19 protein-coding genes are annotated in these 25767 nt (G+C 56.6%); 14 read left to right on the top strand and 5 right to left on the bottom strand.

Annotated elements, in window-relative coordinates; genetic code table 11:
• Nucleotides 1–5 precede the first annotated feature (5 nt).
• Complete coding sequence (locus FYB92_RS09205; protein ID WP_332828508.1) at nt 6–1508, top strand: oligopeptide:H+ symporter; 1503 nt, start codon at nt 6–8, stop codon at nt 1506–1508.
• A gap of 211 nt (nt 1509–1719) precedes the next feature.
• Here the strand turns inward: FYB92_RS09205 and FYB92_RS09200 are convergent, their stop codons facing one another.
• The 3 genes from FYB92_RS09200 to FYB92_RS09190 form a co-directional block, all read right to left on the bottom strand.
• On the bottom strand, nt 1720–2487 hold the full coding sequence (locus FYB92_RS09200) for an amino acid ABC transporter ATP-binding protein (protein ID WP_281649902.1): 768 nt from the start codon (nt 2485–2487) through the stop codon (nt 1720–1722).
• Nucleotides 2477–3934, bottom strand: a complete 1458-nt coding sequence (locus tag FYB92_RS09195; RefSeq protein WP_332828507.1) for an ABC transporter substrate-binding protein/permease — start codon at nt 3932–3934, stop codon at nt 2477–2479. Before FYB92_RS09195 ends, FYB92_RS09200 begins: the two co-directional genes overlap by 11 nt.
• 101 nt (nt 3935–4035) lie before the next feature.
• On the bottom strand, nt 4036–5007 hold the full coding sequence (locus tag FYB92_RS09190; protein ID WP_003619997.1) for a LysR family transcriptional regulator: 972 nt from the start codon (nt 5005–5007) through the stop codon (nt 4036–4038).
• 299 nt (nt 5008–5306) lie between these two features.
• Between FYB92_RS09190 and FYB92_RS09185 the strand changes: the two genes are divergently transcribed.
• From FYB92_RS09185 to FYB92_RS09160, 6 genes are all read left to right on the top strand, one after another.
• Nucleotides 5307–6176: a dimethylarginine dimethylaminohydrolase family protein gene (locus FYB92_RS09185; RefSeq protein WP_075624296.1), complete on the top strand. Its 870-nt coding sequence runs from the start codon at nt 5307–5309 to the stop codon at nt 6174–6176.
• Between the two features lie 173 nt (nt 6177–6349).
• Nucleotides 6350–7528 (top strand): pyridoxal phosphate-dependent aminotransferase, encoded by a 1179-nt coding sequence (locus tag FYB92_RS09180; RefSeq protein WP_062808856.1) that lies wholly within the window; start codon nt 6350–6352, stop codon nt 7526–7528.
• Between the two features lie 19 nt (nt 7529–7547).
• Nucleotides 7548–8318, top strand: coding sequence for a class II aldolase/adducin family protein (locus tag FYB92_RS09175; protein WP_332828997.1), 771 nt, complete (start codon nt 7548–7550; stop codon nt 8316–8318).
• A gap of 237 nt (nt 8319–8555) precedes the next feature.
• The gene (locus FYB92_RS09170) at nt 8556–9920 is read left to right on the top strand and encodes an Nramp family divalent metal transporter (protein WP_062808857.1); all 1365 of its coding nucleotides are present in this window, start codon (nt 8556–8558) and stop codon (nt 9918–9920) included.
• A gap of 335 nt (nt 9921–10255) precedes the next feature.
• The gene (locus FYB92_RS09165) at nt 10256–11599 is read left to right on the top strand and encodes a dihydroorotase (RefSeq protein ID WP_075624294.1); all 1344 of its coding nucleotides are present in this window, start codon (nt 10256–10258) and stop codon (nt 11597–11599) included.
• A gap of 243 nt (nt 11600–11842) precedes the next feature.
• Nucleotides 11843–12862 carry a L,D-transpeptidase gene (locus FYB92_RS09160; protein ID WP_332828506.1) on the top strand — a complete coding sequence of 340 codons (1020 nt, stop codon included), beginning with the start codon at nt 11843–11845 and terminating at the stop codon, nt 12860–12862.
• A 383-nt stretch (nt 12863–13245) separates the two neighbouring features.
• Here the strand turns inward: FYB92_RS09160 and FYB92_RS09155 are convergent, their stop codons facing one another.
• Nucleotides 13246–14091, bottom strand: a complete 846-nt coding sequence (locus FYB92_RS09155; RefSeq protein ID WP_332828505.1) for a nucleotidyltransferase domain-containing protein — start codon at nt 14089–14091, stop codon at nt 13246–13248.
• 259 nt (nt 14092–14350) lie between these two features.
• On the opposite strand from FYB92_RS09155, the gene FYB92_RS09150 reads away from it, so the two are divergent.
• The 3 genes from FYB92_RS09150 (at nt 14351) to FYB92_RS09140 (ending at nt 17963) form a co-directional block, all read left to right on the top strand.
• A complete protein-coding gene (locus FYB92_RS09150) occupies nt 14351–16048 on the top strand; it encodes a thiamine pyrophosphate-binding protein (protein ID WP_281649419.1) in 1698 nt (565 codons plus the stop codon).
• 307 nt (nt 16049–16355) lie between these two features.
• Nucleotides 16356–17009 carry a DedA family protein gene (locus FYB92_RS09145; RefSeq protein WP_003620016.1) on the top strand — a complete coding sequence of 218 codons (654 nt, stop codon included), beginning with the start codon at nt 16356–16358 and terminating at the stop codon, nt 17007–17009.
• A 117-nt stretch (nt 17010–17126) separates the two neighbouring features.
• Complete coding sequence (locus FYB92_RS09140) at nt 17127–17963, top strand: SDR family oxidoreductase (RefSeq protein ID WP_003620018.1); 837 nt, start codon at nt 17127–17129, stop codon at nt 17961–17963.
• Between the two features lie 30 nt (nt 17964–17993).
• Here the strand turns inward: FYB92_RS09140 and FYB92_RS09135 are convergent, their stop codons facing one another.
• Nucleotides 17994–18650: a PAQR family membrane homeostasis protein TrhA gene (locus FYB92_RS09135; protein ID WP_332828504.1), complete on the bottom strand. Its 657-nt coding sequence runs from the start codon at nt 18648–18650 to the stop codon at nt 17994–17996.
• A 779-nt stretch (nt 18651–19429) separates the two neighbouring features.
• On the opposite strand from FYB92_RS09135, the gene FYB92_RS09130 reads away from it, so the two are divergent.
• From FYB92_RS09130 to FYB92_RS09115, 4 genes are all read left to right on the top strand, one after another.
• On the top strand, nt 19430–21427 hold the full coding sequence (locus FYB92_RS09130; RefSeq protein ID WP_332828503.1) for a M1 family metallopeptidase: 1998 nt from the start codon (nt 19430–19432) through the stop codon (nt 21425–21427).
• 469 nt (nt 21428–21896) lie between these two features.
• Entirely contained in the window at nt 21897–22442 is a 546-nt protein-coding gene (locus FYB92_RS09125; RefSeq protein WP_332828502.1) for a 2Fe-2S iron-sulfur cluster-binding protein, read from the top strand.
• The gene (locus FYB92_RS09120; protein ID WP_192263659.1) at nt 22439–23431 is read left to right on the top strand and encodes a xanthine dehydrogenase family protein subunit M; all 993 of its coding nucleotides are present in this window, start codon (nt 22439–22441) and stop codon (nt 23429–23431) included. Before FYB92_RS09125 ends, FYB92_RS09120 begins: the two co-directional genes overlap by 4 nt.
• Nucleotides 23424–25706, top strand: coding sequence for a xanthine dehydrogenase family protein molybdopterin-binding subunit (locus FYB92_RS09115; protein WP_332828501.1), 2283 nt, complete (start codon nt 23424–23426; stop codon nt 25704–25706). Before FYB92_RS09120 ends, FYB92_RS09115 begins: the two co-directional genes overlap by 8 nt.
• The last annotated feature ends 61 nt before the right edge of the window (nt 25707–25767 follow it).

Here is a 25767-nt window from a genome sequence, read left to right as displayed (position 1 = left end):
TGTGAATGCAGAGTTCAGACAGTGACGCCGACATGGAACCCATGTCGGCGTCTGGCAGGTCCGCCGCGTTCCGGGTCGTCCTTGCCATCGAGATATGGGAGCGGTTCGGGTTTTATGGCATGCAGGCGATCCTGCTGTTGTACATGGTCCAGAAACTGGGCATGCATGACACACAGGCCAACATGCTGTGGGGCAGTTTCGCGGCCATGACCTATGCCGCGCCGGTAGTGGGCGGATGGCTGGGTGATCAGGTGCTGGGGTCGCGACGGACAATGGTGATGGGCGCCATCATCCTTGCGACCGGCTACCTTCTGCTTGGGGGGATGACGGGCAACGCACATTCCCTGTTCCTCGGGATGGCCGTCATTGCGGTGGGAAACGGTTTTTTCAAACCCAACTCCTGCAACACGGTCAACCTGATCTATCGCGATCAGGAACAGAAGCTCGATGTGGCCTTTACGATATATTACATGTCGGTCAATATCGGCTCCACCTTCTCCCTTGTCCTGACACCATGGCTGCAACAGACATATGGTTGGGCCACGGCGTTCACATCATGTGGTGTTGGGCTGGTGCTGGGGATCGTGGCCTATTTCCTGCGCCGCCGCAGGCTGGATGGCATTGGCACGACGCCGGATTTCACACACGTCCCCCTGCGTCGCACCATCACGATCGCCGCGGCGACGCTGGCGGCCATCGCGGTCATCGCCCGCATCTTTGAATCCAATTCAATTCAGGGAATGCTGGTCATCGCGTCCGGCCTGACGATCATGGCGGCATGGATATTCCTGTATGTCCGCGCCGCACCGCATGAACGCCCCGGCCTGAAGATCATATATCTGCTGACATTTGAAGTTGCGCTCTACTTCGTCTTCTATCAGCAGATGGTGACGTCGCTGACATTATTTACCCTGCGCAACGTCAGCAAGGATTTCACCCTGTTCGGGCTGCATCTGTTTTCCATGTCGGCGGGCCAGTTCCAGGCGTTCAATCCCTTTTGGATCATGCTGGGCACCCCCATGCTGATCACGATATATAACTGGCTGGGACGCCGAAACGCAGATATCAGCATCGCCGGGAAATTCGTCATCGGCTTTGCCTGTGTCACCCTGTCATTCGTGATGTGGTGGATCAGCACGCGCCTGTGTGCGACCAATCAGGTCTCACCATGGTGGATGCTGTTCGGATATGCTCCCCTGTCGATCGGTGAACTGATGCTCAACAGCCTCGGGCTTGCCGCGATCGCCCGATATGTTCCCCAACGTATCAGCGCCTTCATGGCGGGCTGTTTTTATGTGCTGATCGGGTTTGCCATGTATGTCGGCAGCATGGTTGCCAATCTGGCGGCGATCGACAATGCGGGGGAAAGTGGTACTGATGCAGCACAGACGCTGGTGATCTATGGGACGCTGTTTCGTAACCTTGCCTTTGTGGCCGGGGCGGCAACCCTTGTATTCGCACTCCTGCTGCCACTGGTGCGGGGCTGGGAACGCGCGCGGCAAGCATAGGGGGCGCCTGACACTCACGTGGCGCCCTGAATATTTTTCCTAAATCCTATGAAAGATGCCGCCTTTTTCAAACAAGGCGACATCTGGATTACGGTCAGGCAGATGAACTAGAGCAGATCCTGTTTGAATGCGTGCATTCAAACAGGTGAAGATGCCCGTAAAAACAATAAACTGGAGCAGTTTCACCGAACCGGTTTTCGGTAAAAATGCTCTAGAGGCACAGCATACGGTCAAGGAATATCCGCGCCCGCGTGCTGCGCGGGGCCTCGAAAAAAGACGTGGCAGGGGTGGTTTCAAGTATCCTGCCACGATCCATAAAAACGATGCGATCGGCCACATGGCGGGCAAACCCCATTTCGTGGGTGACGAAAATGGCCGTGATACCTGCGGCACATAATTCATTGATGATGTTCATCACCCCACGGATGGCTTCCGGGTCAAGGGCGGCCGTCGGTTCGTCAAACAGCATGATCCGGGGCTGCATACATAATGCGCGTGCAATTGCCACGCGCTGCTGCTGTCCCCCGGAAAGCTGATGCGGATACATCTCCGCCTGTTCACTGATACCCACCTGCTCCAGAAAGCCGAGTGCAAGGGCACGCGCCTGCATCAGCGGCATATCGCGTACAAGCCGTGGGGCGAGGGTGCAATTATCAAGCACACTCAGGTGCGGAAACAGGTGATATGTCTGAAAAACCAGCCCCACCATACCCCGCAGCTTCACAAGGTCGGTCGTGCGGTCGATCACCTGCCCATCAATTGACAGGGTGCCACTGTCATGCACCTCTGTCTGGTTAAAACAGCGGATCAGGGTGGATTTACCCGCCCCAGAGGGGCCAAGGACAGCGATCTTCTCTCCTTTGAGGATATCAAGGTTGATATTGTCCAGCAGGTACATCTCCCCGCGTTTCCTGCATAATGCACGGGCCGCCACGACAATTGGCCGTGGCACCATCACGGGGTCGGAATCAACGTTCATGCGCACCTGCCCCATGGATCGGCCACCCAAGGCGATGTTCCATGATTTTCTGCAACATGATAAAAAACAGCACCATCAACAGGTAATAGACAAGAGCCGCCGCATAATATTCGCTGAATTCGAAACTCCGCGCGACCTCCACCTGCGCCACGGACAGAAGCTCGTGCAGTGAAATGACAGATGCAAGCGAGGTCGTCTTCAGCAGGGTAATAAAGTCATTGAGCGTGGGGGGCAGGGCAATGCGCAATGCCTGTGGGAAGACCACATGGCGATATGTCTGCCCCGTTCCCATTCCCAACGCACGTGCCGCCGCAATCTGCCCCGCATCCACCGCCACAAGGGCAGAGCGGTTGATTTCCGCCTGATAGGCACTCTCATTCAACGACAGGGATATCCACGCAGCAAGGAAGGGTGAAAACCATGCCTCCCTGAATATGGGACAGAACTGCGGCAATGCGTTCCATACAAACAGGAGCTGCAGCAGGGTTGGTACTGCGCGGAATATATAGATGTACAGGCCCAGCAGCGCACGTACAGGGCCCGGCTTCCCCCCAAGCCGCAGGGCGATGGGAATGGAAATGATGATGGCCGTCACATGCGACGCCAGTGCCAGCAGGAGTGTCACACCCGCACCACGAAGAAATGCCCCCGATGCCAGCGCACGGAAAAAATCCCCCCATGCAAAGGTGATGACAGGCCCTGCTGTCAGGTCCGTGGCACCGACCGGGTTGATCGACCACCTGCGCGCAATGGCATTGATCTGCCCATTGGCAGACAAAACGGCAATCGCATGCCGCAGGGCCTCATGGTCCTGCGCGTCCTTGCGCATATATAGGGCAAACTGCCGATAATCCGTATCATCGGTACGCAGGATGACATGCACCCTGCCATGAAGCTGCTTCTGGCGAAAATATATCTCCACATCCTGGCTGATGAAGGCAAAATCCCGCCCCAGCAGAACCTGCTGCACCACGTTTTCCTCGGTGGGGTACTGCTGGATTTCAATGGGCGCTCGATGCTGCGCCACAAGCTGCTCATTCAGATGCTCGACCATGGCGGTGTAACTGGTGCCCGCCTGCACGGCAATACGCCGGCCCGACAGGTCGGACATACGATCTATCGGTGGCGTCGTCGCCGGTGCGACAACCACCAGCGCCGTATCCAGATAGGGAACCGCATCAAAACTCCGCTCCCGACTGGGCAGGCGCGTAACCCCGCTTGCGACAAGCCCGCACCTGCCCGCCACGAGGGATGGGAGCAGCCCCACGAAATCCATGGAGGATACCTCCAGCCGTACATGCCAGTATCCCGCCAGCGCACGGGCAAGGTCGATATCCACACCGGAGGGCATGTCCGTATCACCCCCCGCATGTTTCATGAAAGTCATGGGCGGCAGCGTGGGATTGGTACAGACGTTCAGGACGCCATCATGGATAAATCCCGGCACAGGGGACGATTGCGCCCGGAGCAGGCACCCGGGAAAAAACAACAAAAGAAGACAGAAACAAACGAACTGAAGGCCCGTAACTGCATGAGGGGTGGAAGATCTCAATATGAGTCTTCCAGTATCGTGCGGAATGTTTCGATCATCATACTTGTATCGGGGGACGGGCGCACCAGGAAATGAAAGCTGGTCATCAGACGCAGGCTGTCGGGCGCGATCTGGCGCAACAGCCCGTCATCAACCAGGGGCCGGGCATATGCCTCTGGCAGGAAACCAATATAATTCCCCGAAAGAATCAGCAGGGCACGGGCATCCACGTTTTCCGCGCCAGCACAAAACGTCATCTGCCCCCTGATCCGATCCCATGCGGCAGAAGAAACCGCGCTGGAAACCTCGATCATGCGCTGCTGTTTCAGGATATCAAACGTAATGTCCGCTTCTTCCACCCGTGCCAGTGGATGCGTCATGGCGCAGTACAGACCAAGGGATTCCGTAAACAGCGCCGTACTTTGCATATCCGGCCGATGATGCCCATGCAGCACGATGCCCGCCGTGGCGCGCCCGTCAAGCACCGCAAGTTCCACTTCACGCGGGGATGCGGAACACATGTTCATGAAAACCGCGGGATGGCGCGCGGTAAAGGTCTTGATGGCGCGTATGACCGCCGTTTCGCCGTGAATCAGGATATTATCTGGCATATACAGCGAAAAACGTCCCGACAGGATACCGCTTGCTGTATTGATGCGCTGCTGGAAACGCTCGATATCCGTCAGCAACTCCTCCGTGGCCTCCAGCACCATGCGCCCTTCACCCGTCAGGGCAAAGCCGCTGCGCCCACGCTGGCACAGCTTGATGTTGAGGCGGCTTTCCAGGGCAGAGATATCAATGCTGATGGAAGATTTGCTTTTGCCCAGCGCGATTTCGGCTGCGGAGAATCCGCCGCGTTCGGCAACGGTGCGAAAGACACGCAGCAGCCTGAGGTCCACTTCGGCCACCTGGCCACGGAAACCACCACCCCGGCGTCGGCCCGCGGCCATCCGCTTTGTGGATGGCAGGGAAGGGGAGGAAAGGGTCATTGATGGGGCTGTCATGTGCGTCGGGGTCCGTCCATGGTGCCTGCGGGATAACGCTCAGGATGTCTTCAGTCAGATGGATATGACTGGCAAAGTCCGCTGATCGTTACTTGCCCGCTCCAGATTGTCCAGAGAATGCAACAATATGTGTCTGCGCACAAACAGGTTTTTTGATTGCGTGTGGTTAATAAAAAACCAAAGTGAACTCTGTATCATTCCTATCCCGTCATATCTGCCGCATTGCTACGCTGCTGTCTTTCCCTGCGATGCGGGGGTGCTTTTATCTGCGGGATTGTGACGTAATGAATACAAACCACTGGTTCATAGACAGCGAAAGCGGCGATCTGGCCGATGTGCTGTTGTGCCGGCCGGAACATTATTCATGGATACCAAGCAACGATATCGCGATTCAGACGCTGGCCCGTGGCCAGCGCACCAATCATGCGGACATGCTGTCACAGTTTGAAGAGCTGGTAGACGCCCTGCGCATGGCGGACGTCAACTGCCATTTCCTGACGCCACAGCCCGGCATGCCGTACGAGGTATATACCCGTGACAGTTCACAGACCACGCCATTCGGCACGGTCATTACCCGTCTGGCGCGTCCCGAACGCCGCGCGGAAGAAGGACCGGTGCGGCAGTTCCATGCGTCGGGTGAAGTCTGGAAAACCTGCACCCAGGGCCATATCGAAGGCGGCGACATACATTTCATACGTCCTGGCCTGCTGGTTGTGGGCGTAAGCGGTGGGCGCACCGACGAAGTCGGCGCCCGGCAGTTCACAGACTGGTTCACGCAAGAAGGCTGGACCTGCCGCCTGATCCGATTCCCGGCACATTTCCTGCATCTGGATGTCATCTTTACAATGATCAATGATGATACGGCCATCGCCGTCACTGATGTCCTGCCTGATGCCGACCTCGCATGGTTGCGGGCGCAGGGCATACGCCTGCTGTCCGTCACTTATAAGGAAGCAATGGAGGGCATGGGATGCAATGTCCTCGCCCTTGGGAAGGGACGGGTCATCAGCCCGCATCACAGCACGCGAATCAACCAGATGATACGTGCGGAAGGGATGGAGGTCCTGACACCACATCTTGACCAGTTTTCGCGCGGCGGGGGCAGCGTGCATTGCATGACGATGCCCCTGCGCCGGGCCTCCATCGGGGGCTGAGCATCCCACGCGACCATGTTCATAAGGCAACACCCGCGATGGCAACATGATCATTACGATATGTTTTTCATAATGGAACTTGATCGTAACGAATAACCCTGCATGATGCGTATTCATAATGATGGCCGTGGAATGTCGCGTGCCATCACCCTGATATAACGAGGAACGCATATATGAATACGGATGCGACTTTGTCGGCTGACGCCCAACGCGACCTGTTGCAGCGGGGATATTCGCGTCGGCAGTTTGGCCGGATCGGGGCGCTTCTGGGCACGGGCCTTGCGCTGGCGTCCCTGCCGGGACGGATCGCGCAGGCACGCGGGGTTGTGGCGTCGGCAGGCGATAACGCAGGCAAGGTGCTGATTGACAGCAACGAATGGTGGACCGGCCCCATGGAAGAAGGCGTCCGTGCCGGCGTCGCCATGGTGGCGCAGGGAAATCGTTACTGGCCCAACGGCAACCGTCAGGCACTGATCAAGGCTGTGGCCGAGATCGAGGGCGTACCGGCTGACCATATCATGCCATGGCCGGGATCTGGTGATCCGCTATGTCGCACCATCGTGACGTTCTGTTCACCGCAACGCGGGCTTGTCACGCTGGACCCGACCTATGAACCCTCATGGGAAACGGCCGAATGGCTGAAGGTCCCGCTGGCGAAGGTTCCTCTGCGGCGCGAAAAACACTGGAAAACGGATGTACGCGCCATGCTGGCGGCCGATCCGAACGCAGGTGTTTATTATATCTGCTCGCCAAACAATCCCACCGGCACGGTGACACCCATCGAAGATATCGAATGGCTGCTTGCCCATAAACCGGCAGGGTCGATCATCCTGGTGGATGAAGCGTATATCCATTTTTCGGGCACACGCAGCGCCGCCTCCCTTGTGGCAGCGGGCAAGGATGTGATCGTATTGCGCACATTCTCCAAACTATTTGGCATGGCAGGACTGCGCCTTGGCCTCAGTATGGGGCGTCCTGACCTGCTGGAAAAAATGATGCGCTATGACGGGTTTTCACAATCCTTCATGCTCTCCACCGTGGCACTTGCAACCGGACTTGCCAGTGTCACGCGCGCGCAGGAAATCGTCCAGCGTCGCAATCAGATGATTGCCAATCGGGAAATGACATTCGCACACCTGCGCCAGCGTGGGATCTCCTATATCCCCAGTATGGCGAACATGTTCATCGTTGACTGGAAACGCCCGGCCAAACCCGTGCGGGAAGCATTTGCAAAACAGGGTGTCCTTATCGGGCGTAACTGGCCCATATGGCCAAACTGTTCACGCATCACCGTAGGATCCGAAAGTGACATGCAAAGTTTCTGCAAGGCGCTCGATGTTGTCATCGCCTAATTCCACCATCACGGGGAACATGCCCGACGGTTCCCCCCATACACCACCATCACCCCGGTCAACCGTCACGGAACAGGCGCTGCGCCGCGAACTTGCCGCGGCCTATCGCCTGGTGGCGCATTTCGGGATGACCGACCTTGTCTATACCCATCTGTCGGCACGACTGCCGGGGGTGCGACATGCCTATCTGGTCAACCCGTATGGTTTCCTGTTTGAGGAAATAACCGCATCTTCACTGGTCACGGTCGATGCCGACGGCCATCCCCGCCAGCCAACCGCACATCCCATAAACCCGGCGGGGTTTGTGATTCATTCCGCCATCCATCGTGCCCGGCCTGATGCCGCATGCGTCATACATACCCACACCATCGCGGGCATGGCGGTTGCGGCACAGGATCGCAAGATCCTGCCCATCAACCAGATCAGCATGGAATTCCATGACCGCATCGGTTTCCATGCCTATGAGGGGCTGGCTGCGGAAGACAACCTGAGTGAACGCGAACGTCTTGTCCGCGACCTGGGGCAGAACCATGGACTGATCCTGCAAAATCATGGGCTGTTGACCGTGGGACGCACGGTGGCGGAATGTTTTTACCGCATGTACTACCTTGAACAGGCCTGCCGTATCCAGGTCGCGGCCCAGTCCACCGGCACATCGCTGCATTTCCCATCCCCCGCCAGCATCCTGCGCGCACGCCAGCAGTTCGAAGATGATACAGACCAGGGGCAACTGATATGGCAGGCGCTGCTTCGCAAACTCGACCGCGAACAGCCGGACTACCAGACCTGACCCCCTGACCATAAGGTTACGGATGGGGATGGATGTCCCATCCGCATCCGACTGCGTCCCCTGACATTTTCCAACAGGCCAATTTTAACGACTGCCCTGTGCCATGGGTTCCCCGCGCTCGCGGCATTGTAATCTCTATGCTATGAAAAATTGTCGTCACTACAAGATATAGCCTATTGCATATTTTGTAGCAGTGACGTTGAATGATGTGGCGACAAAGTTTTCAGGCAGGTTCCCATGTCCACTCCCCCCACCACGCCGCCCACGACACATGCCTGGCGTTTCACACGACAGGGAGCCGACAGCAGGAGCCTGCCGGAAGTCCATTCCAGCATTCACGTCCCCAACAGCAGCGCCCTGTGGTGGCGTCGTTTCCTTGCCTTCATCGGTCCCGGATACATGATATCGGTTGGGTATATGGACCCGGGCAACTGGGCCACCGACCTGCAGGGCGGATCGCAGTTCGGTTATCACCTGTTATGGGTAATCATGCTGTCGAACCTGATGGCGATCGTGCTTCAGGCCCTCGCGGCGCGATTGGGGATCGTAACCGGCCGGGACCTTGCACAGGCATGCCGGGACCATTTTTCGCCGGTGGTCAGTTACGCCCTGTGGGTGTCATGTGAACTGGCGATCATCGCGTGTGACCTGGCAGAGGTGATCGGAACCGCAGTCGCGCTGCAACTCCTTTTTGGCCTTCCGCTGATCGGGGGATGCGTGGTGTCCATCGCGGACGCCTTTATCGTCCTGCTGCTGATGCAGCGCGGCTTTCGCTATCTTGAGGCCTTTATAATCGGGCTCCTGATTATCATCGCAGGCTGTTTCGTGGTGCAGATCATCGCAGCCGTCCCCTCGATTTCCGCGATGCTGCATGGCTTCGTGCCCACAACGCAGATCCTGACCGACCCGTCCATGCTGTATATCGCCATCGGCATCATCGGGGCGACGGTCATGCCCCATAACCTTTATCTGCATTCATCCATCGTCCAGACCCGTGCATTCGAACGCACCCCGACCGGGCAGCGCGACGCCATCAAGTGGTCCACACTCGACAGCACGATTGCCCTTGTGCTGGCGCTGTTCATCAATGCTGCGATCCTGATCGTGGCGGCAGCGGCATTCCATGGCAGCGGCCATCAGGACGTGGCCGAAATCTCGGATGCCTACCGTCTGCTGTCGCCCGTGCTGGGGGTGGCGATCGCCTCGACCCTGTTTGCTACAGCCCTGCTGGCAGCGGGCATGAACTCGACAATAACCGGGACACTGGCGGGACAGATCATTATGGAAGGGTTCCTTCACCTGTCCCTTCCTGCGTGGGCGCGTCGCCTGCTGACACGTGGCCTTGCGGTCATTCCTGTCCTGTTCGTCACGCTGTTTTATGGCGAACATGGCGTGGGGGAACTGCTGATGTTCAGCCAGGTTATCTTGTCCATGCAGTTGCCGTTCGCGGTCATCCCGTTGGTGATGTTCGTATCAGACCGTGAAAAAATGGGGGAATTCACGATTTCGCCCGTCATGAAGGTCCTGGCATGGGTCATAGCCACCATCATCCTTGTCCTTAATTTCAAGCTGCTGTGGGACACCGTGACGTCTGCATCCTGAGTGAGATCAGCACGTCACGCCACACCATTCGTGCAAAGAGGGAACATGACAGGCCTATCCCATACGGCGGCCCCACCAGCGCAGGTGCATCTTGGCGCCCGACACACAGCGCCAGATTATTATATGGGCCGCCTTGTCATCATCGTCATGGCAATCGCGTGCATGACTCTGTTTTTCATCCTTCAATAACGCCGCGATCTGGCCACGCCACACAGGCATATGCATCAAAACGCATGCCTTCTTCTGGACGTGCGCGCGCATGTCGATTATTTTCCGGCATATGCCGGAGCCGGTTGCGCATCTGCTCCTGAAACGCGAATGAGACGGAAGAGCTGATGCCAGGCAAATCGTACGACCTTGTTTTAAAAAACGGGACTGTCGTCCTTCCCGATCAGACCGTGATGACGGATATTTTCGTCCACAATGGGCGCATTGCACAAATCGGCGGCACCGGGAATGCGCAACGTACGCTGCAATGTGATGGCCTGACCATCCTTCCTGGGGTGATCGACACGCAGGTCCATTTCCGCGAACCCGGCCCCGGTGATGCAGAAGACCTGGAATCCGGCAGTCGTGCGGCCGTGCTGGGCGGGGTAACGGGGGTGTTCGAAATGCCCAATACCCGTCCCCCCACCGATACCCCCGACGCCGTCACTGACAAGCTGGCCCGCGCACGGGGACGGATGTGGTGCGAACACGCGTTTTATGTGGGGGCCACAACTGACAACGCGGAACAGTGCGGGGAACTGGAAAAACTGCCGGGCACGGCGGGGATCAAGATTTTCATGGGTTCGTCCACCGGCAGCCTTCTGGTCTCTGACGATCGCATCCTTGAACGCGTCCTGCGTTCTGGCTCCCGCCGTGTTGCGATCCATGCAGAGGACGAAGACCGGCTGCTTGAACGGGTTAACCATCGCGTAGCGGGGGATCCGTCCTCCCATCCTGTCTGGCGGGACGAGGAAACGGCAATGCGGGCGACACAACGCATCGTCGCCCTGGCGCGCAAGACAGGCCGACGTATCCATGTCCTGCATGTCACGACGCCGGCGGAACTGGAATTCCTTGCTGCGAACAAGGATATTGCAAGCTGCGAGGTCACGCCGCAGCATCTGACCCTCGCGGCGGAGGACGCCTATCCCGAACTCGGCACGCTGGCACAGATGAACCCGCCGATCCGCAACCGTGCGGCGCGCGATGGTCTGTGGCACTGGATGGGGCAGGGGGTTCCTGACATCATCGGGTCCGACCACGCCCCCCACACCATAACGGCAAAAGAGCGATCCTATCCCGACTCCCCATCAGGGATGCCTGGGGTGCAGACGCTGCTGCCCCTTATGCTGGACCATGTTGCCCATGGGCGCCTGACACTGCGCAAGGTTGTGGACATGACCTCCGCCGGTCCACAGCGCCTGTTCGGGCTGGTGCGAAAGGGACGGATCGCCGTTGGTTATGACGCCGATTTTTCGATTGTTGATCCACAGGCCCGGTGGGAAATCAGGCAGGACTGGCTGGCATCACGATGTGGATGGTCTCCCTTTGTCGGTCGTACACTGACGGGTCGCCCCGTTGGCACCATTATCCGTGGCAATACCGTCATGTGGGAAGGGGAGTTGCCGGGCAAGGCAATCGGCCAGCCCTTCCGCTTTGACGCAACAGACCGGCCCCCGACAGTAAAATAGGACTGTATGATCTCGTACGGGGAACCTGGTGCTTATATCCGGCGCTTAGGTATAAAGCAGGTTAATCGCCTAAAATACAAAACCTATAATTTTATCAGTTTTTTCAATAAGTTCTTTTCAAGGTGACTCTGAAGACGGATTTGGGATGGTATGTAGATAATAGAATTACAGACCTGTACTCCTTTGATTTTCGCAACACACCACAATCCCACAGGATCACCCAACCGTCATGCCGGAAGCTACATGCAGATAAGTTCACGTGCGGCTGTGGCATTCCTGATTACATGCAGCCTGACGTCCCCGGGACATGCACAACCCGTTTCGCCTGACATCGCACAGGAAATGAATGACCTACGCTCGGCGATAAAAACGGAACTTGGGTCACAGGCCGTGCATCTCAACAGCAACCTGACCGACAAAGATCTTGCGCAGGCGAAACAGATTCTCGATGGGACGCATCTCTGGCCGGATACACCGCAGATCATACTGGTCGTGGACCGTTCCGAACGGGTGCAGCGATTGTGGATTGCCGTGGGGGGAGGGGAGCTTGAAAAGCTGACCGCGCTGGGTTCGGTCCGTGTCAGTACGGGACGTCCCGGCCGAACGGAGCATTTTCGTACCCCCGTTGGGGTCTTCATAAATGACGGGCAGATCTATGGTTATCGCGCGCAGGGAACGAAAAACGAATTCGGCGTGCGTGGAAATGGTAACAAAGGCATGCGCGTATGGGACTTTGGCTGGCAAACGACCGAGGACTGGCGCAAAAAGGACACGGTCGCGGTCGTGCGGCTGGAAATGCATGCAACCGATCCCGACCTGTTGGAAGGGCGTCTGGGCCGATCAGATTCCGAAGGCTGCATCCGCATTCCCTCGCGCTTTAATACGTTCCTTGACCATCATGGCCTGATTGATCGCGACCTCGATCATCTGATCCATGACGGACAGAATGCACGCGCCCTCCAGGCGCTGCTTGGCGCAAGCCACGATCCTGCCCCCCTTGCTGGGGACAGGGTGGTTGTGATCGATTCATCACAAACAGATGCGCAACTTTCGGACCCGGAACGGGCACGGAAGATACAAGATGATTTTGCAAAATTCCTTGCACAATCACAAAATCCCAATCCCAATCCCAATCCCAATCCCAATCCCAATCCCAATCCCAATCCCAATCCCAATTCTGCTCCTGCTCCTGCTCCTGCTCCTGCTCCTGCTCCTGCTCCTGCTCAAGGAGAACCTGCAGCGGAAGATACGACAACCCTATAATCCATATATTCTGAGTATTTCGTATATTTTTAAATTTACATATCCAATTAATATACCACATAATTTATATAATACTTAAGTATATGCACTTCACATCCAATTAAATATATATAATGAATCTATAGCATTCATAATGCATGCGGCAGCGACAGTAATTATGAATCCTACGGACTGATCGACCAGTGAATGCGAGATGATATTCTCCCGACCATTCCATCCAGAAGCCATAGGAATACGTAAAGGGAATAGACTTTCTCCACTACGGCGCATGGAAAACACAGCCCGCAGGTTTTGTAACAGGCCCAGATTATCGCCCAGATACCGATAAACTGAAAACCACTTTACCATGCCGCCATTCCGCTCACTTCAATCATCATCCCACTTCACCGATGACATGACCTGATCTGCTGGTGAAAAAAATCATCAGCTTCGGTCATGGCATGCGCCGAAATCTTCGGTGACAGATGATCAAATGCTTCATGGGCATAGGCGAATTCATGCGCCACCAACTGATCCAGCACGGCAGGCATCCTGACCAGGCGTGTTTCACGCGTTTGCGCCTTGGCACGGATCAGATCATCAATGATTTCGACTGTGCCATGTTCAAGTTCGCATTCACGCAGCAGGGAAGGAAAGTGCATCGGCACGACATTTTCCGCCGGATGCAGACGTAACCAACGCAGGGCAATCGCCGGACGCAGCGCATAAAACAGTTTCTTCAGCCGCATGTCCTGCCCCTGTCCGTTGCAATTCCAGTTATATTGTTTCTCGCCCAGATGCAGGTAGTGCCGTGCAACAAGGGGACGGCTACAGACCCGATGCGCCAGGGCCATGAACTGTGTCTGGAAGGCCGTGTCCATCCCATAGATAATGGGAGAAGACAGCCACTCCATGACCACCACATTTCCCTTCAGCAACAGGCGGACAGCCTTGGCCAGATCCCAGCCATTGACATCAAGTTCCTGCGTGAGCGGGATTTCGATGACATCACGCACGGGCCACAATGACAGATACTGCGCCATTGGCCTGATGAAGATGAACCGGCAATCATAATCACTGTCGAGGGAGGGAAAGCCCCATGCACGACTACCGCTTTCAATCGCCAGCGGGATGACGACGTCATGCTCCGCCCGGATCGTCGCAAGCGTCCGGTCGATATCCGTCAATGCGGTCTTACAGAAACTTTCGGGGATGGAGCGAAGCCATTCCTGTGCTTGCGTCATGTTCATCAGGCCAGTTCTGTATTTTCAATATATCTTTTCGGGTCAGGCGCACATCCTGCGCGCCAACGCGTGGTCCGGCAGGGGAGGCACGTCGTCGTCAGTATCCTAACATTATATTTCGCCATATGTTTTTGAATATAAATAACCGATATCCCCGGTTCAGGTATCATCGTCTGTCTTATATGCATTTGCCCACAGTTGGGTGGATGACAATCGCCATTTTCATATTACAGTTGCAATGACACCAGTATGAAAGAGGCCATTCATGCAGATCACGGCAATCAGTGATATCGATGGACAGTGTAGCCGCAGGGGCGCTGACATCCTGCTCGAAATTCTTGAAAGTGAGGGCGTCAAATATATCTTTGGCAATCCCGGCACGACGGAACTTCCGCTGATTGACGCCCTGCAGAAACGTCCGGACCTGCAATATGTGCTGGCCCTGCAGGAAGCCAGTGCTGTCGCCATGGCTGATGGTTATGCGCAGGCGGCGGGACGGCCGGGATTTTTGAACCTGCATACGGCAGGTGGTCTGGGCCATGGCATGGGAAACCTCCTCAACGCCAGCGTGTCGCAAACCCCCCTGGTTGTAACGGCAGGACAGCAGGATTCCCGCCATACCATCTCCGACCCCCTTCTGTTCGGGGATCTGGTCAGCATCGCCACCCCGGCCGTCAAGTGGGCGCAGGAAGTCATGCATGCCGATCAACTGCCGGTGTTGGTCCACCGTGCTTTCAATGACGCCATGGCGGCCCCGACCGGGCCTGTCTTCTTGTCATTACCCATGGATGTCATGGAGGAAATGAGTACCGTTTCCGCAGCCCCCCCATCGCGGATCGAACGTTGCTCCATCGCTGGCGGCCTGCCGGAACTGGCGCGGCACCTGGCGCAGATCGCACCAGGACGGCTGGGAATTATCGCAGGGGACGAAGTTCACGCCGCGGGGGCTGCGGCACAGGTGGCCGCCGTGGCGGAACTTCTGGGGGCACCGGTCTTCGGCTCCTCATGGCCGTCACGTGTTCCCTTTGCAACATCCCATCCCTTGTGGGAAGGCAACCTGCCAACACGGGCCACGGATATCGCGGCAAAGCTGGGAGATTATGATGCGATCTTTGCACTGGGTGGCAAATCGCTGATTACCATCCTGTATTCCGAAGGGTCTGCCGTGCCGCCGGGGTGCGCGATCTATCAGGTCTCCGCAGACATCGGGGATCTTGGGCGCACATTTTACACGCCACTATCGCTGGTGGGACATATCCGCGCCTCGCTCGAAGCGTTCCTGCCTTTGCTGGCCAAGGAGATCGAGGGGCGTCAGGATGTCTACGCCTCTGCGCGGGAAAAGGTCACGGCGCGTAACCGTGATCGCCGGAACGCGGCATTATCCATTGCACGACACAGGATGGAAGACCCCGTCATCGCGCCATGTGTCGCAGCCTATGAGGCCGTGCGCGCCATCGGGCCAGACATTGCCATCGTTGATGAAGCCATCGCCACCTCATCACACGTGCGCTCCTTCCTCAACAGCGACTGGCCCGCACAGTACTCCTTCCTGCGCGGCGGTGCGCTGGGCTGGGGGATGCCGGCCGCCGTGGGCGCATCGCTTGGTCTGGGGCGTGAACCTGTCGTCTGCCTGGTGGGGGATGGGGCCTCTCTTTACTCCCCGCAGGCAATCTGGACCGCAGCGCATGAGAAGCTGCCGGTGACTTTCGTCATCATGAACAATCAGGAATATAATGTCCTGAAGGGCTTCATGCGGGGACAAACGCACTACGTCTCCACCCGTAACGGCAATTACCTTGCCATGGACCTGAACGACCCGGTCATAGATTATCAGGCGATGGCTACATCCTATGGCCTGTCGGCATGCAGGATTACGCGGGCAACCGATATCGCCGCCGCCATTCAGGCAGGGATCGCATCGGGTCGCGCCAATGTGGTGGAAATCATGATCCGGGCTGAATAACCATGACATGATAACCATGACATGGGGGGGCAGGTGCTGCATGCCGCCCCATACCGGGCCACAGGATGCCATTTGATACGCCAAACCCCTTAATCCTGTTGGGTAATACGGGATATCCCCGATATGATGGAAGGCAGCTATTTGAAAAATAGGCTTTCCATGGATTGTGAAATCCCCCATTGCGTTATCAGCATGGCATATCGGGCGACCTGGACACCGCCAGAAGAGGTGATGACAGCCATTTCCAGTCGCGTGAAAGCCGCGCCACACGCGGGTTGCGCAAGGAGATTGTAAGCTGCTTCACCACATGGAATACCTGTTCCAGCATTATGGATATGGCGTAATCACCCTGATCGTCATGCTGGAAAGCATGGGATTGCCCCTGCCGGCGGAAACGCTGATCATCTCCGCCTCGCTCTATTGTGCGGCGACGCATCACATGGATATCGGCTGGGTTGCCGTGGCGGCCATCGTGGGCGCGATCATCGGCGATAATATCGGCTATATCATCGGGCGCATGGTCGGAATACCATTGCTGCAACGCTATGGCGCGCGGATCGGCATGACCCCGGATCGCCTGTTGCTTGGCCGGTTCCTGTTCCGTCGCCATGGCAGTGAAATTGTGTTCTTTGGCCGTTTCATCGCTGTGGTCCGTGTGTTCGTGGCCCTGCTGGCCGGTGCGAATCACATGACGTGGCCACGTTTCATGATCTTCAACGCGGCAGGCGGCATCTGCTGGGCTGGTGGCTATGCCATGCTGAGCTACTATCTCGGTCACAAGATCATGCAGCTTTCCGGTCCCGCCAGTGTCATCGGGGCCGTAACTGTTGTCATCGGGGTGGGAGGATGCGCCATTTTCCTACGCCGCAACGAAAAGCGGCTGACGGATAAGGCATTGCAGGAAGCCCGCCAGGACATGACTGACGACACCCAGAAAAATCCTTCGCAAAAGATACCGTGAAAATACCGATTACGATTTATCTTCGACGTCATGATGACTTTATGTTACCTCAGGTAACATGAGCCAGATGCATATCAGGTTGAAAATAATCACAATCTTATCGTTCGCGAGACTCTTATGACGGCTCCGTTTCCACCGGCTTCAACACAACATCCGCTGGCGGTCATTACCGGCGGGGCAGGGGGGATCGGTCGCCTTGTCATCGAAGGTCTGCTGACTGCCGGATACCATGTAATTGCGTTGACGCGACAGGGGAGTGTCCCGACACTGGAACACTCCCCCGGCATCACCAACATCCGCTGTGACCTTGGGGACCCGCAGGCCATCGGATTGGCGACGGACCGGATCAGGTCATTTGGCGCCCCCGTACGGGCACTCATCCACTGTGCGGGGGTCATCGTACCGCAGACCGTCTCCGACCTTGATGACGGGGCAATCAGGGAACAGGTGACGGTCAACCTGCAAACCCCCATCATGCTGACGACACGACTGCTGGACCTGGTGCCACGGGGCGGCCATATCGTCTTTGTCAATTCTATGGCTGCGATCGTTCCCCTGGGGGGGAGCAGTGTCTATGCCGCCACGAAATTCGGGCTGCGTGGCTTTGCCCTTTCCCTGCGGGAGGAGGTCCGGTCACGCGGCATCCATGTTTCCTCCATTTTCCCTGGGGCCGTGGATACGCCCATGCTGCAGAGGGAAATGCAAAATGGAGGGTCTGCCCTTAATTTCGTGACCTTACCAGTACCACCACAACACATCGCGACACTGATCCTGCGCGCCCTGCGTCAGCGGAGCCGGGATGTGTTCGTCCCTTCATCTGACGGGATTTTTGGCCAGCTTCTACTGATTTTTCCCGCCATCTGGCAGAAACTTCTGCCGGTCATGCTATGGATGGGGGAAAAAGGGCGGCGCAAATACCTGCGTGAACGCAAGGATGAAACGACCCCAACCTAAAAACCCCCAATCATGACATGAAGGCGGGGATCAGGCGATAACATCGATCATGCGCCGCACGGCATAGATATGGGTGGATGCCCCCAGAACCACCATGACGTGCCACAGCGCGTTGGAGAAAGGCAGCTTTTCGTAATTATAAAACAGCGTGCCAATCGAATAAAAAACAAGGCCAAGAATAATCAGGACAAGCACCTGCCACGGCAGGTGCCAGAAAACCGGATCTGGACACAAGAAAAACATCCATGCAACCACCAGATAGGGAAGGACCTGATATTTCTGGCTTTTTTCAAACCAGAACAGCTTCATCCCCATACCGGCAAAGGCCACGATCCATAACAGCACGCAGAAGTAGAAGCTGCGCCATCCATGCCCCCCGATAACGATGAAGGGCGTGTAGGTACTGGCAATAGCGACAAAGATCATGGCCTGATCAACCCGCTGCAACCCGCCCTTGATGCGACAGCCCGGACAGAAATTATATGCTGCCGAGCATATGCATACGAGGATCAGGCAGGTGCCATAAAGAACAACCGACTGCCGCACCATCCAAGTGGCAGTATGCGGCACCGAGACCCCCAACCATCCTGCACCGGCAATCATGACGGCCACCCCGACGACATGCACGATAAGGTCAGCAACACGTTCAAGCAGGGTGTAAGAGGGGAAGCGGGCTTTTATACTCATACCCGGCATTATATCGCAAATATCCCTCATCCGTGGACGCGGCAGCCATGCAGCACATGAATGAGAAAAAGTATGATCCTGTTGAAAATGATTATTCCCGGGCATTCCTGATTGGGCGGTGATATGTCTTTTCAGCTCGGCATGATCCGAAAGGCTGGTTGGAAAATTTGTGGCCAGTAACCTACTCGGGCATGTTGGAAATATCGCACATTGATGATCGCGACCGCGAGATGAATCATGGCAGCGAACGGCCTGTCAATCTTCTCGCGCTACCTGACGATGCACTCGAACTCCCTGAGCTTGCAGAAGCAAGCTCTCGATGAGAATGGAATGCTTTGGACAGGAGTTTATCGCGTTGAACACATACGGCATCATCTGGTCAGTGGATCATTGAGCGCCCTGCCGGCCAAAATTCATTTTGAATTCGCATTAAAAAGTAAATTCAAAATGAAATTTATTCTTAATTATTAACAAATTTTAAAATAACAAACATATTTTATATATTCCCAAAAAAAAATACCGAAGAAAATGCATTTATTATGTTTTTATATTCAAGGAAGAAAAATCTGCATCAAACCGAAATTATAGAATATTTCTCCCTACATCCTGACACTCCCATGAAAAAATCTTTCATGTTCATAAACAACGGATAAATCCATTTGCCGCATCGGCGATCATAACACTTATGAACCGAATTGACCGTATCCCTACAGGCAGGCTACGTTCGTCCCGACATAATCCATCTCAATGGCGACACCAGAGTAAAAGGTTCCATATTCATGAATTTCCGTTTTGATACAAAAGGATACCGGTCCCTGCTTCTTGGCTGTGTCGCCTCCCTTGCATGTGTTACGTCCGGGTGGGCCGCAGACCGTCTTCCCCCCGGACAGGCAGCACAGGCACCGGCGGTTTTCATGCCACAACCAATGCCGGACAGGCCCACGGCCTTCCGCTCGGCCGCAGGTATTCCGGGGCGTGCTTTCTGGCAGAACCGCGCGGATTATTCCATCCACGCCACAATACAGCCAGATACGAAAAGCCTTTCGGGGCAGGAAACCATTACCTATACCAACAACAGTCCCGATGCGCTGGATGTCATCTGGCTGAATCTGGAACAAAACGAATATAAGCCTGACTCACGTTCACAATATGCTTCGGAACGTTTTTCCACCCCGCGCACCGATGGTGTCCAGATTGAAAAAGTCGTTGTAGAATATAAGGGTATAAAGAAAGAAATCACCCCGATCATCAGCGATACCCGCATGCAACTGCGCCTGCCTGCCACCTTGCGGGGCAAGGGGGGGAAATTACGCATCCATGTAACATGGCATTACGTCATTCCCGGTCCGTGGGGTGGGCGTACATCTGTTACCCCAAGTAAAAATGGGGATATTTACGAAATCGCACAATGGTATCCCCGCATGGCGGTATATGACGACATCCGGGGATGGGATACTGCGCCCTATCTGACGCAGGAGTTCTATCTTGAATACGGAAATATCGACTATCGTGTAACGGTACCCTGGAATTACACGGTTGTGGGGTCAGGCACGCTGCTCAATCCCGGCGCCGTCCTGACCGCAACCGAACGACAGCGCCTGTCACAGGCCGCCCACAGCGATACACGCGTCCTGATCCGTACCGCACAGGATGTCACTGATCCGACCAGCCATCGTCATGACCATGGCGACATGACATGGCACTTCCGTATGGAAAACACCCGTGACGTGGCATTTGCCGCATCCCCGGCCTTTGTGTGGGATGCCGCGCGGATGAACCTGCCTGACCATGGGGTCAGCAAGGGTCCGCACCTTGCCATGTCCGTCTATCCCACAGAGGGGATTGGTCCTGATGGATGGGACCGATCCACCGAATATGTGAAGCACGCGATCGAATATTTTTCGGAACAGTGGTATCCCTATCCATGGCAGAATGCGATCAACCTGGGCGGTCATGGGGCAGGGATGGAATATCCCGGCATTGTCTTTGACGGCATGAAGGACCATGGGCCACAGCTATTCTGGATCACCACGCACGAACTTGGCCATGGCTGGTTCCCCATGATCGTAGGATCCAATGAACGACGCAACGCCTTCATGGACGAGGGATTCAATACCTTCATCGATACCTATGCGTCCGATCATTTCAACCATGGTGAATTCGCCCCCAAGAAGGACAATGAATTCGCCCCGCTGACGGGTATCCCGGCTGATGATATTGTCCCGCTCCTGCGTGACAAGGATGCCCCCCCGCTGATGGTGCCATCGGATCTGGTGCAGGAGCGTTATCGTCATCCGGTCACCTATTTCAAAGGGGCCTATGGGCTCAAGCTGCTGCGTGAACAGATTGTCGGGCCGGAACGCTTTGACCGTGCTTTCCGACGCTATATCGACGTCTGGGCCTACCATCACCCGACGCCATCGGATTTCTTCCGGTTCATGAGCAGCGAAACAGGCGAGGATCTGTCATGGTTCTGGCACGGATGGTATTTCGAAAACCGTGCGCCCGATTATGCCTGCACCGGCATTCATGCAACGTCCGACGGATACCGGATCAGTGTGCAGAACAAGGGCAGCCTGCCCATTCCGGTGACAATGCTTCTGACCTATGCGGATGGCTCGACCACGCGCCAGACCATTCCTACCGAAACATGGTATCAGCATACAGCCATCGACCTCCCGATCAAAACACAGGGTTCGCTGCGGACGGTGACGCTTGATCCCGACCATGCCATTCCCGACATTGATCGCAGCAACAATACCCTGCACACTCCCTGAACAGGGCTGGCGAATACACAATCGATTTTATCGCACTGCGCTCTGCTAGAGGACCGGGCGTATAATACGGGGGCCATTCGACAGGAATGGCCCCCTTTTTCATGATTTCGATCCGCATGTTACGCTGCGCAAACAGTGATCCAGACGGCCTGGCGGGATGGACCGGCATAAGCTGTCTCGCGCCATGCCACCATCTCGGCAAGGGATGCCGCATCCCCCGATTGACCCTATCATCCCATATATAATCGCAACCTTTGGCGCGTCACGGTCTTAAAAGCTGTAACGCCCCCGCATTTTCCGCCACGATGAAAGGCCATGATCAGACATCATGATACCCCGTAAATGCGCCGGTCCCATCCATGTTCCCCTTTCACGCCGCCTTGTCTTGCAGGCAGGGGCGGCGGTGACGGGACTGTTAAATACCCCATCGGCCGGGGCAGCAGGTTTGTCCGCACAGGGCCGGGATCACATGAATCCGGTCACGAATGACATCATGCAGCATGACGTGGATATCCGCCTGACAATCAATGGCACCTCCCATCACCTTGCAGTTGACACACGCACCACGCTGCTCGATCTGCTGCGTGAGCATCTGCATCTGACCGGCACGAAGAAGGGATGTGACCACGGCCAATGCGGTACCTGTACCGTCCTGCTTGATGGCAAACGGGTTCTGTCGTGCCTGTCGCTTGCCGCATCACATGACGACGCGCAGGTCATCACCATTGAGGGCTTGTGCAAAGAAGGGCACCTGCACCCCATGCAGCAGGCCTTCGTTGGACATGACGGGTTTCAGTGCGGATACTGCACGCCGGGACAGATCTGTTCGGCGATCGGTATGCTGCGTGAATGGAAGGCAGGTTTCCCCAGCATGGTTACTATGGAACGTAGGGAACATCCTCCCCACCTCGACCCCGCGGACCTGCGCGAACGCATGGCAGGCAATCTGTGCCGGTGCAGTGCCTATCCCAATATTCACGCCGCAATCATTGATGTCGCGCGACATTCCACATGAAACCATTTTCCTATGTCCGTCCCACCACAACCGAAGCCGCGACACGCGAAAGGGCAACAGGGGCCACGCTTCTGGCCGGTGGTACCAACCTGCTTGATCTGATGAAACTGCAGGTGATGCAGCCCGACCGTCTGGCAGATATCAACCGTATTGCACAATTACGCGGGATTACGACCGATGGCGCAGGTAACACGCATATCGGTGCACTGACCACCAATGCCGACGTGGCGGCGCACCCCCATATCCTGCACCATTATCCCGTACTGTCCCATGCCATCGTGGCGGGGGCATCGGGACAGATCCGCAACATGGCAACCACTGCCGGCAACCTGATGCAGCGGACACGATGTGTCGCATTTTACGACCGGGCGGCAGCATGCAACAAACGACATCCCGGCAGCGGGTGTGCCGCAATGGGGGGTGGCAACCGGATGAACGCCATCATTGGTGGCAGTGAGCAGTGCATTAGCGTTCACCCATCCGACATGGCCGTGGCGTTATGCGTGCTTGATGCACGGGTATGCACCCGGCGGGCAAACGGGCAGGGACGTGAAATCCCCATCGCTGACTTCCATCGCCTGCCCGGCGATACACCACATATGGAAACGGTGCTGCAAGCCGATGAAATGATCACCTCGATCATGATCCCGCCCACGCCGATAGGGCGACAGACCTATCGCAAGGTCCGCGACCGGGCCTCCTACGCGTTTGCGCTGGTTTCAGTCGCAGCCATAGTGCAGGTTCGGCAGGGATATATACAGGAGGCCCGCTTTGCCTTTGGCGGCATTGCCCCACGGCCATGGCGTATTGGGACGGCCGAGCAAGCCCTCATGGGACAACAGCCCACGCCTGCAATCCTGTCGCATGCGGCTGATATCGCCCTGACGGGTGCCAAAGGCCATGGCGACAATGATTTCAAAATTCCCCTTGCCCGACGGACATTGATGCAGGTTCTGACCATCCTGTCGCGGGAGGATGAAAATGACTGACCTTCCCCCCGGATCATCCGACCAGATTTCCTCTGCGATCCCGATGATCGGCGCGGGCATGCGCCGTGTGGAAAGCACACCGAAAGTAACGGGGCAGGCCCGCTATGCCTATGAACTGGATGCGTCCACACTGGGCGCAGCTGCCAACCCGCTTGTGGGGGTTATGGTACTGTCAACAATCGCCCGAGGACGTATCACTGCCAGCCTGACCGCGACAGCACGGGGCATGCCGGGGGTCCACCTCGTCCTGACCAGTGATAATGCCCCACCCCAGGCCCCATGGGGACCATTGCGCGCCAAGGACCGATTTGCACGTGCGCAACCCGTGCTGCGCGGTCCTGATGTCCATTATTATGGCGAACCCGTGGCCCTTGTCGTGGCGGATACATTTGAACAGGCACGCGCCGCCGCGATGGCCGTCGATGTGCGCTATGACAGCGAACCACATGCGGTGGTACTCGACCCCAGTACCGCGACAGAGCCGGAATTCCTCAATGGGTTCAAACCCGCCCATACGGATTATGGCGATTTTGATACAGCTTTTGCCAGATCCGCCGTCAGGGTGGATACGGTTTATGAAACGCCACACCAGAACCATGCCCAGATGGAACCCCACGCCACAACGGCGATGTGGCACAAAGACGGCCTGATCCTGCATACATCCGCGCAAAACCTTGTATCAATCCAGATGGGCATTGCCGCAACCCTGCAAATCTCGCCCCATCATGTGCGCGTCCTCAGCCCATATGTGGGCGGCGGATTTGGGGGCAAGCTGCCATATTTCGCCGATGCGATCCTTGCCGCACTCGCCGCACGCATGCTGGGCGCGCCCGTCAAGGTGGGCATGACACGCACACAGATGTTTTCCGCAACCACCCACCGCACCGCCACCCGCCAGACAGTGCGCATCGGTGCGGACCGGACGGGCCGCCTGTGCGCCATCTGTCATGATGCACTGTCACATTGCGCCTCGTTCGATAATTTCGTGGAGGACACAACCACCATCACGCGTGGCCTGTATCGTGCGGACGCCATACGCACGGATGCACACCTCAATCACCTTGACCTGCCACGTTCAGATTCCATGCGCTCCCCCGGTGATGCAGTCGGTATGGTCGGGCTGGAATGCGCCATGGACGAGCTGGCGCACGAACTGGGGATGGACCCTCTCGAACTTCGTCTGCTCAACGATACTCCCACCGACCTGACCGCAAACAGACCCTTCAGCAGCCGACATCTACGACAATGCCTGAAAGAAGGGGCCAGGCGTTTCAAATGGACAGCCCGCAATCCCCGGCCAGGGCAGGTAAGGGAAGGGGAGTGGCTGATGGGTATGGGGATGGCATGCGCGATGCGCTATAACCTGCTCAAACCCTGTCAGGCGCTGGCACATATTGATGCGCGGGCGAACCTGACGGTTCAACTGGCGATGACCGATCCCGGAACCGGCACCCAGACCATTCTGACACAGATCGCCGCAGGCACAATGGGGCTTCCCCTCACGCAGGTCCGTGTGGAAATGGGGGACACGACCTATCCCCCCGCACCGGGTTCGGGGGGATCATTCGGGGCCAAAAGCGCGGGATCAGCCGTCCTGCGTGCCTGCGAAAATCTGCGCACCCTGTTACTGGAGGCATCCATCCGTGATGAACACTCCCCCCTGTATGGACAGCCGATGGAGGCCATACAGCTTGACGCAGGCAGCCTTCACGCGGGGGGACGACATGAATCCCTTTCCAGCTTCCTGGAACGCGTATTTCCCCATGGCATGCAGGCTCACGGCGAAATCACGGCAGACCCGAACTCCCTGAAATGGTCGCAGGCTTCGTTTGGTGCGCATTTTTCCGAAGTTGCCGTTAACGCCATAACGGGCGAGGTACGGGTGCGCAGGATGCTCGGCGTTTTCGCATGTGGCCGCATCCTCAATAGCCGTACCGCGCGTTCGCAACTTCTGGGGGGTATGATATGGGGAATTTCAAACGCACTGCACGAAGAAAACACACCCGACCCACGCACGGGGCAATTCACGGCCCATGACCTTGCGAATTACCACATCGCCACCCATGCTGACATGCCTGATATGGAAGTTGTCATGATCGCGGAAGATGAACCGGTTTCCAACCCACTGCATATCAAGGGGCTGGGCGAAGTCGGGATCTGTGGCGCGGCAGCGGCAATTGGCAACGCCGTATTCAATGCCACGGGCATACGCGTGCGCAACTTTCCCATCACGATTGACCGGCTGCTGCCACATCTGCCGGAAATGCCAGCCTGAGTCATAAAGGACTGTTAAAAAATAAATCGCACCAGAAAAGTATTTTGTTGAAAACTCCTTA

Origin of the sequence: Novacetimonas sp. GS1 (assembly GCF_036686925.1) — a bacterium.
GTDB classification, from domain to species: Bacteria; Pseudomonadota; Alphaproteobacteria; order Acetobacterales; family Acetobacteraceae; genus Novacetimonas; species Novacetimonas hansenii.
The sequence above is the reverse complement of the archived record's forward strand: the minus strand, read 5'-3'. Positions and strand labels throughout refer to the sequence as shown.

Bases quoted from the DNA above. Each gene is read 5' to 3' on its own strand.
- FYB92_RS09115 (WP_332828501.1), top strand. From the start codon at position 23,424: ATGACTGACCTTCCCCCCGGATCATCCGACCAGATTTCCTCTGCGATC.
- FYB92_RS09155 (WP_332828505.1), bottom strand. From the start codon at position 14,091: ATGAACATGACGCAAGCACAGGAATGGCTTCGCTCCATCCCCGAAAGT.
- FYB92_RS09205 (WP_332828508.1), top strand. From the start codon at position 6: ATGCAGAGTTCAGACAGTGACGCCGACATGGAACCCATGTCGGCGTCT.
- FYB92_RS09135 (WP_332828504.1), bottom strand. From the start codon at position 18,650: ATGAGTATAAAAGCCCGCTTCCCCTCTTACACCCTGCTTGAACGTGTT.
- FYB92_RS09130 (WP_332828503.1), top strand. From the start codon at position 19,430: ATGAATTTCCGTTTTGATACAAAAGGATACCGGTCCCTGCTTCTTGGC.
- FYB92_RS09120 (WP_192263659.1), top strand. From the start codon at position 22,439: ATGAAACCATTTTCCTATGTCCGTCCCACCACAACCGAAGCCGCGACA.
- FYB92_RS09125 (WP_332828502.1), top strand. From the start codon at position 21,897: ATGAATCCGGTCACGAATGACATCATGCAGCATGACGTGGATATCCGC.
- FYB92_RS09200 (WP_281649902.1), bottom strand. From the start codon at position 2,487: ATGAACGTTGATTCCGACCCCGTGATGGTGCCACGGCCAATTGTCGTG.
- FYB92_RS09145 (WP_003620016.1), top strand. From the start codon at position 16,356: ATGGAATACCTGTTCCAGCATTATGGATATGGCGTAATCACCCTGATC.
- FYB92_RS09180 (WP_062808856.1), top strand. From the start codon at position 6,350: ATGAATACGGATGCGACTTTGTCGGCTGACGCCCAACGCGACCTGTTG.
- FYB92_RS09165 (WP_075624294.1), top strand. From the start codon at position 10,256: ATGCCAGGCAAATCGTACGACCTTGTTTTAAAAAACGGGACTGTCGTC.
- FYB92_RS09175 (WP_332828997.1), top strand. From the start codon at position 7,548: ATGCCCGACGGTTCCCCCCATACACCACCATCACCCCGGTCAACCGTC.
- FYB92_RS09160 (WP_332828506.1), top strand. From the start codon at position 11,843: ATGCAGATAAGTTCACGTGCGGCTGTGGCATTCCTGATTACATGCAGC.
- FYB92_RS09140 (WP_003620018.1), top strand. From the start codon at position 17,127: ATGACGGCTCCGTTTCCACCGGCTTCAACACAACATCCGCTGGCGGTC.
- FYB92_RS09190 (WP_003619997.1), bottom strand. From the start codon at position 5,007: ATGACCCTTTCCTCCCCTTCCCTGCCATCCACAAAGCGGATGGCCGCG.
- FYB92_RS09185 (WP_075624296.1), top strand. From the start codon at position 5,307: ATGAATACAAACCACTGGTTCATAGACAGCGAAAGCGGCGATCTGGCC.
- FYB92_RS09150 (WP_281649419.1), top strand. From the start codon at position 14,351: ATGCAGATCACGGCAATCAGTGATATCGATGGACAGTGTAGCCGCAGG.
- FYB92_RS09170 (WP_062808857.1), top strand. From the start codon at position 8,556: ATGTCCACTCCCCCCACCACGCCGCCCACGACACATGCCTGGCGTTTC.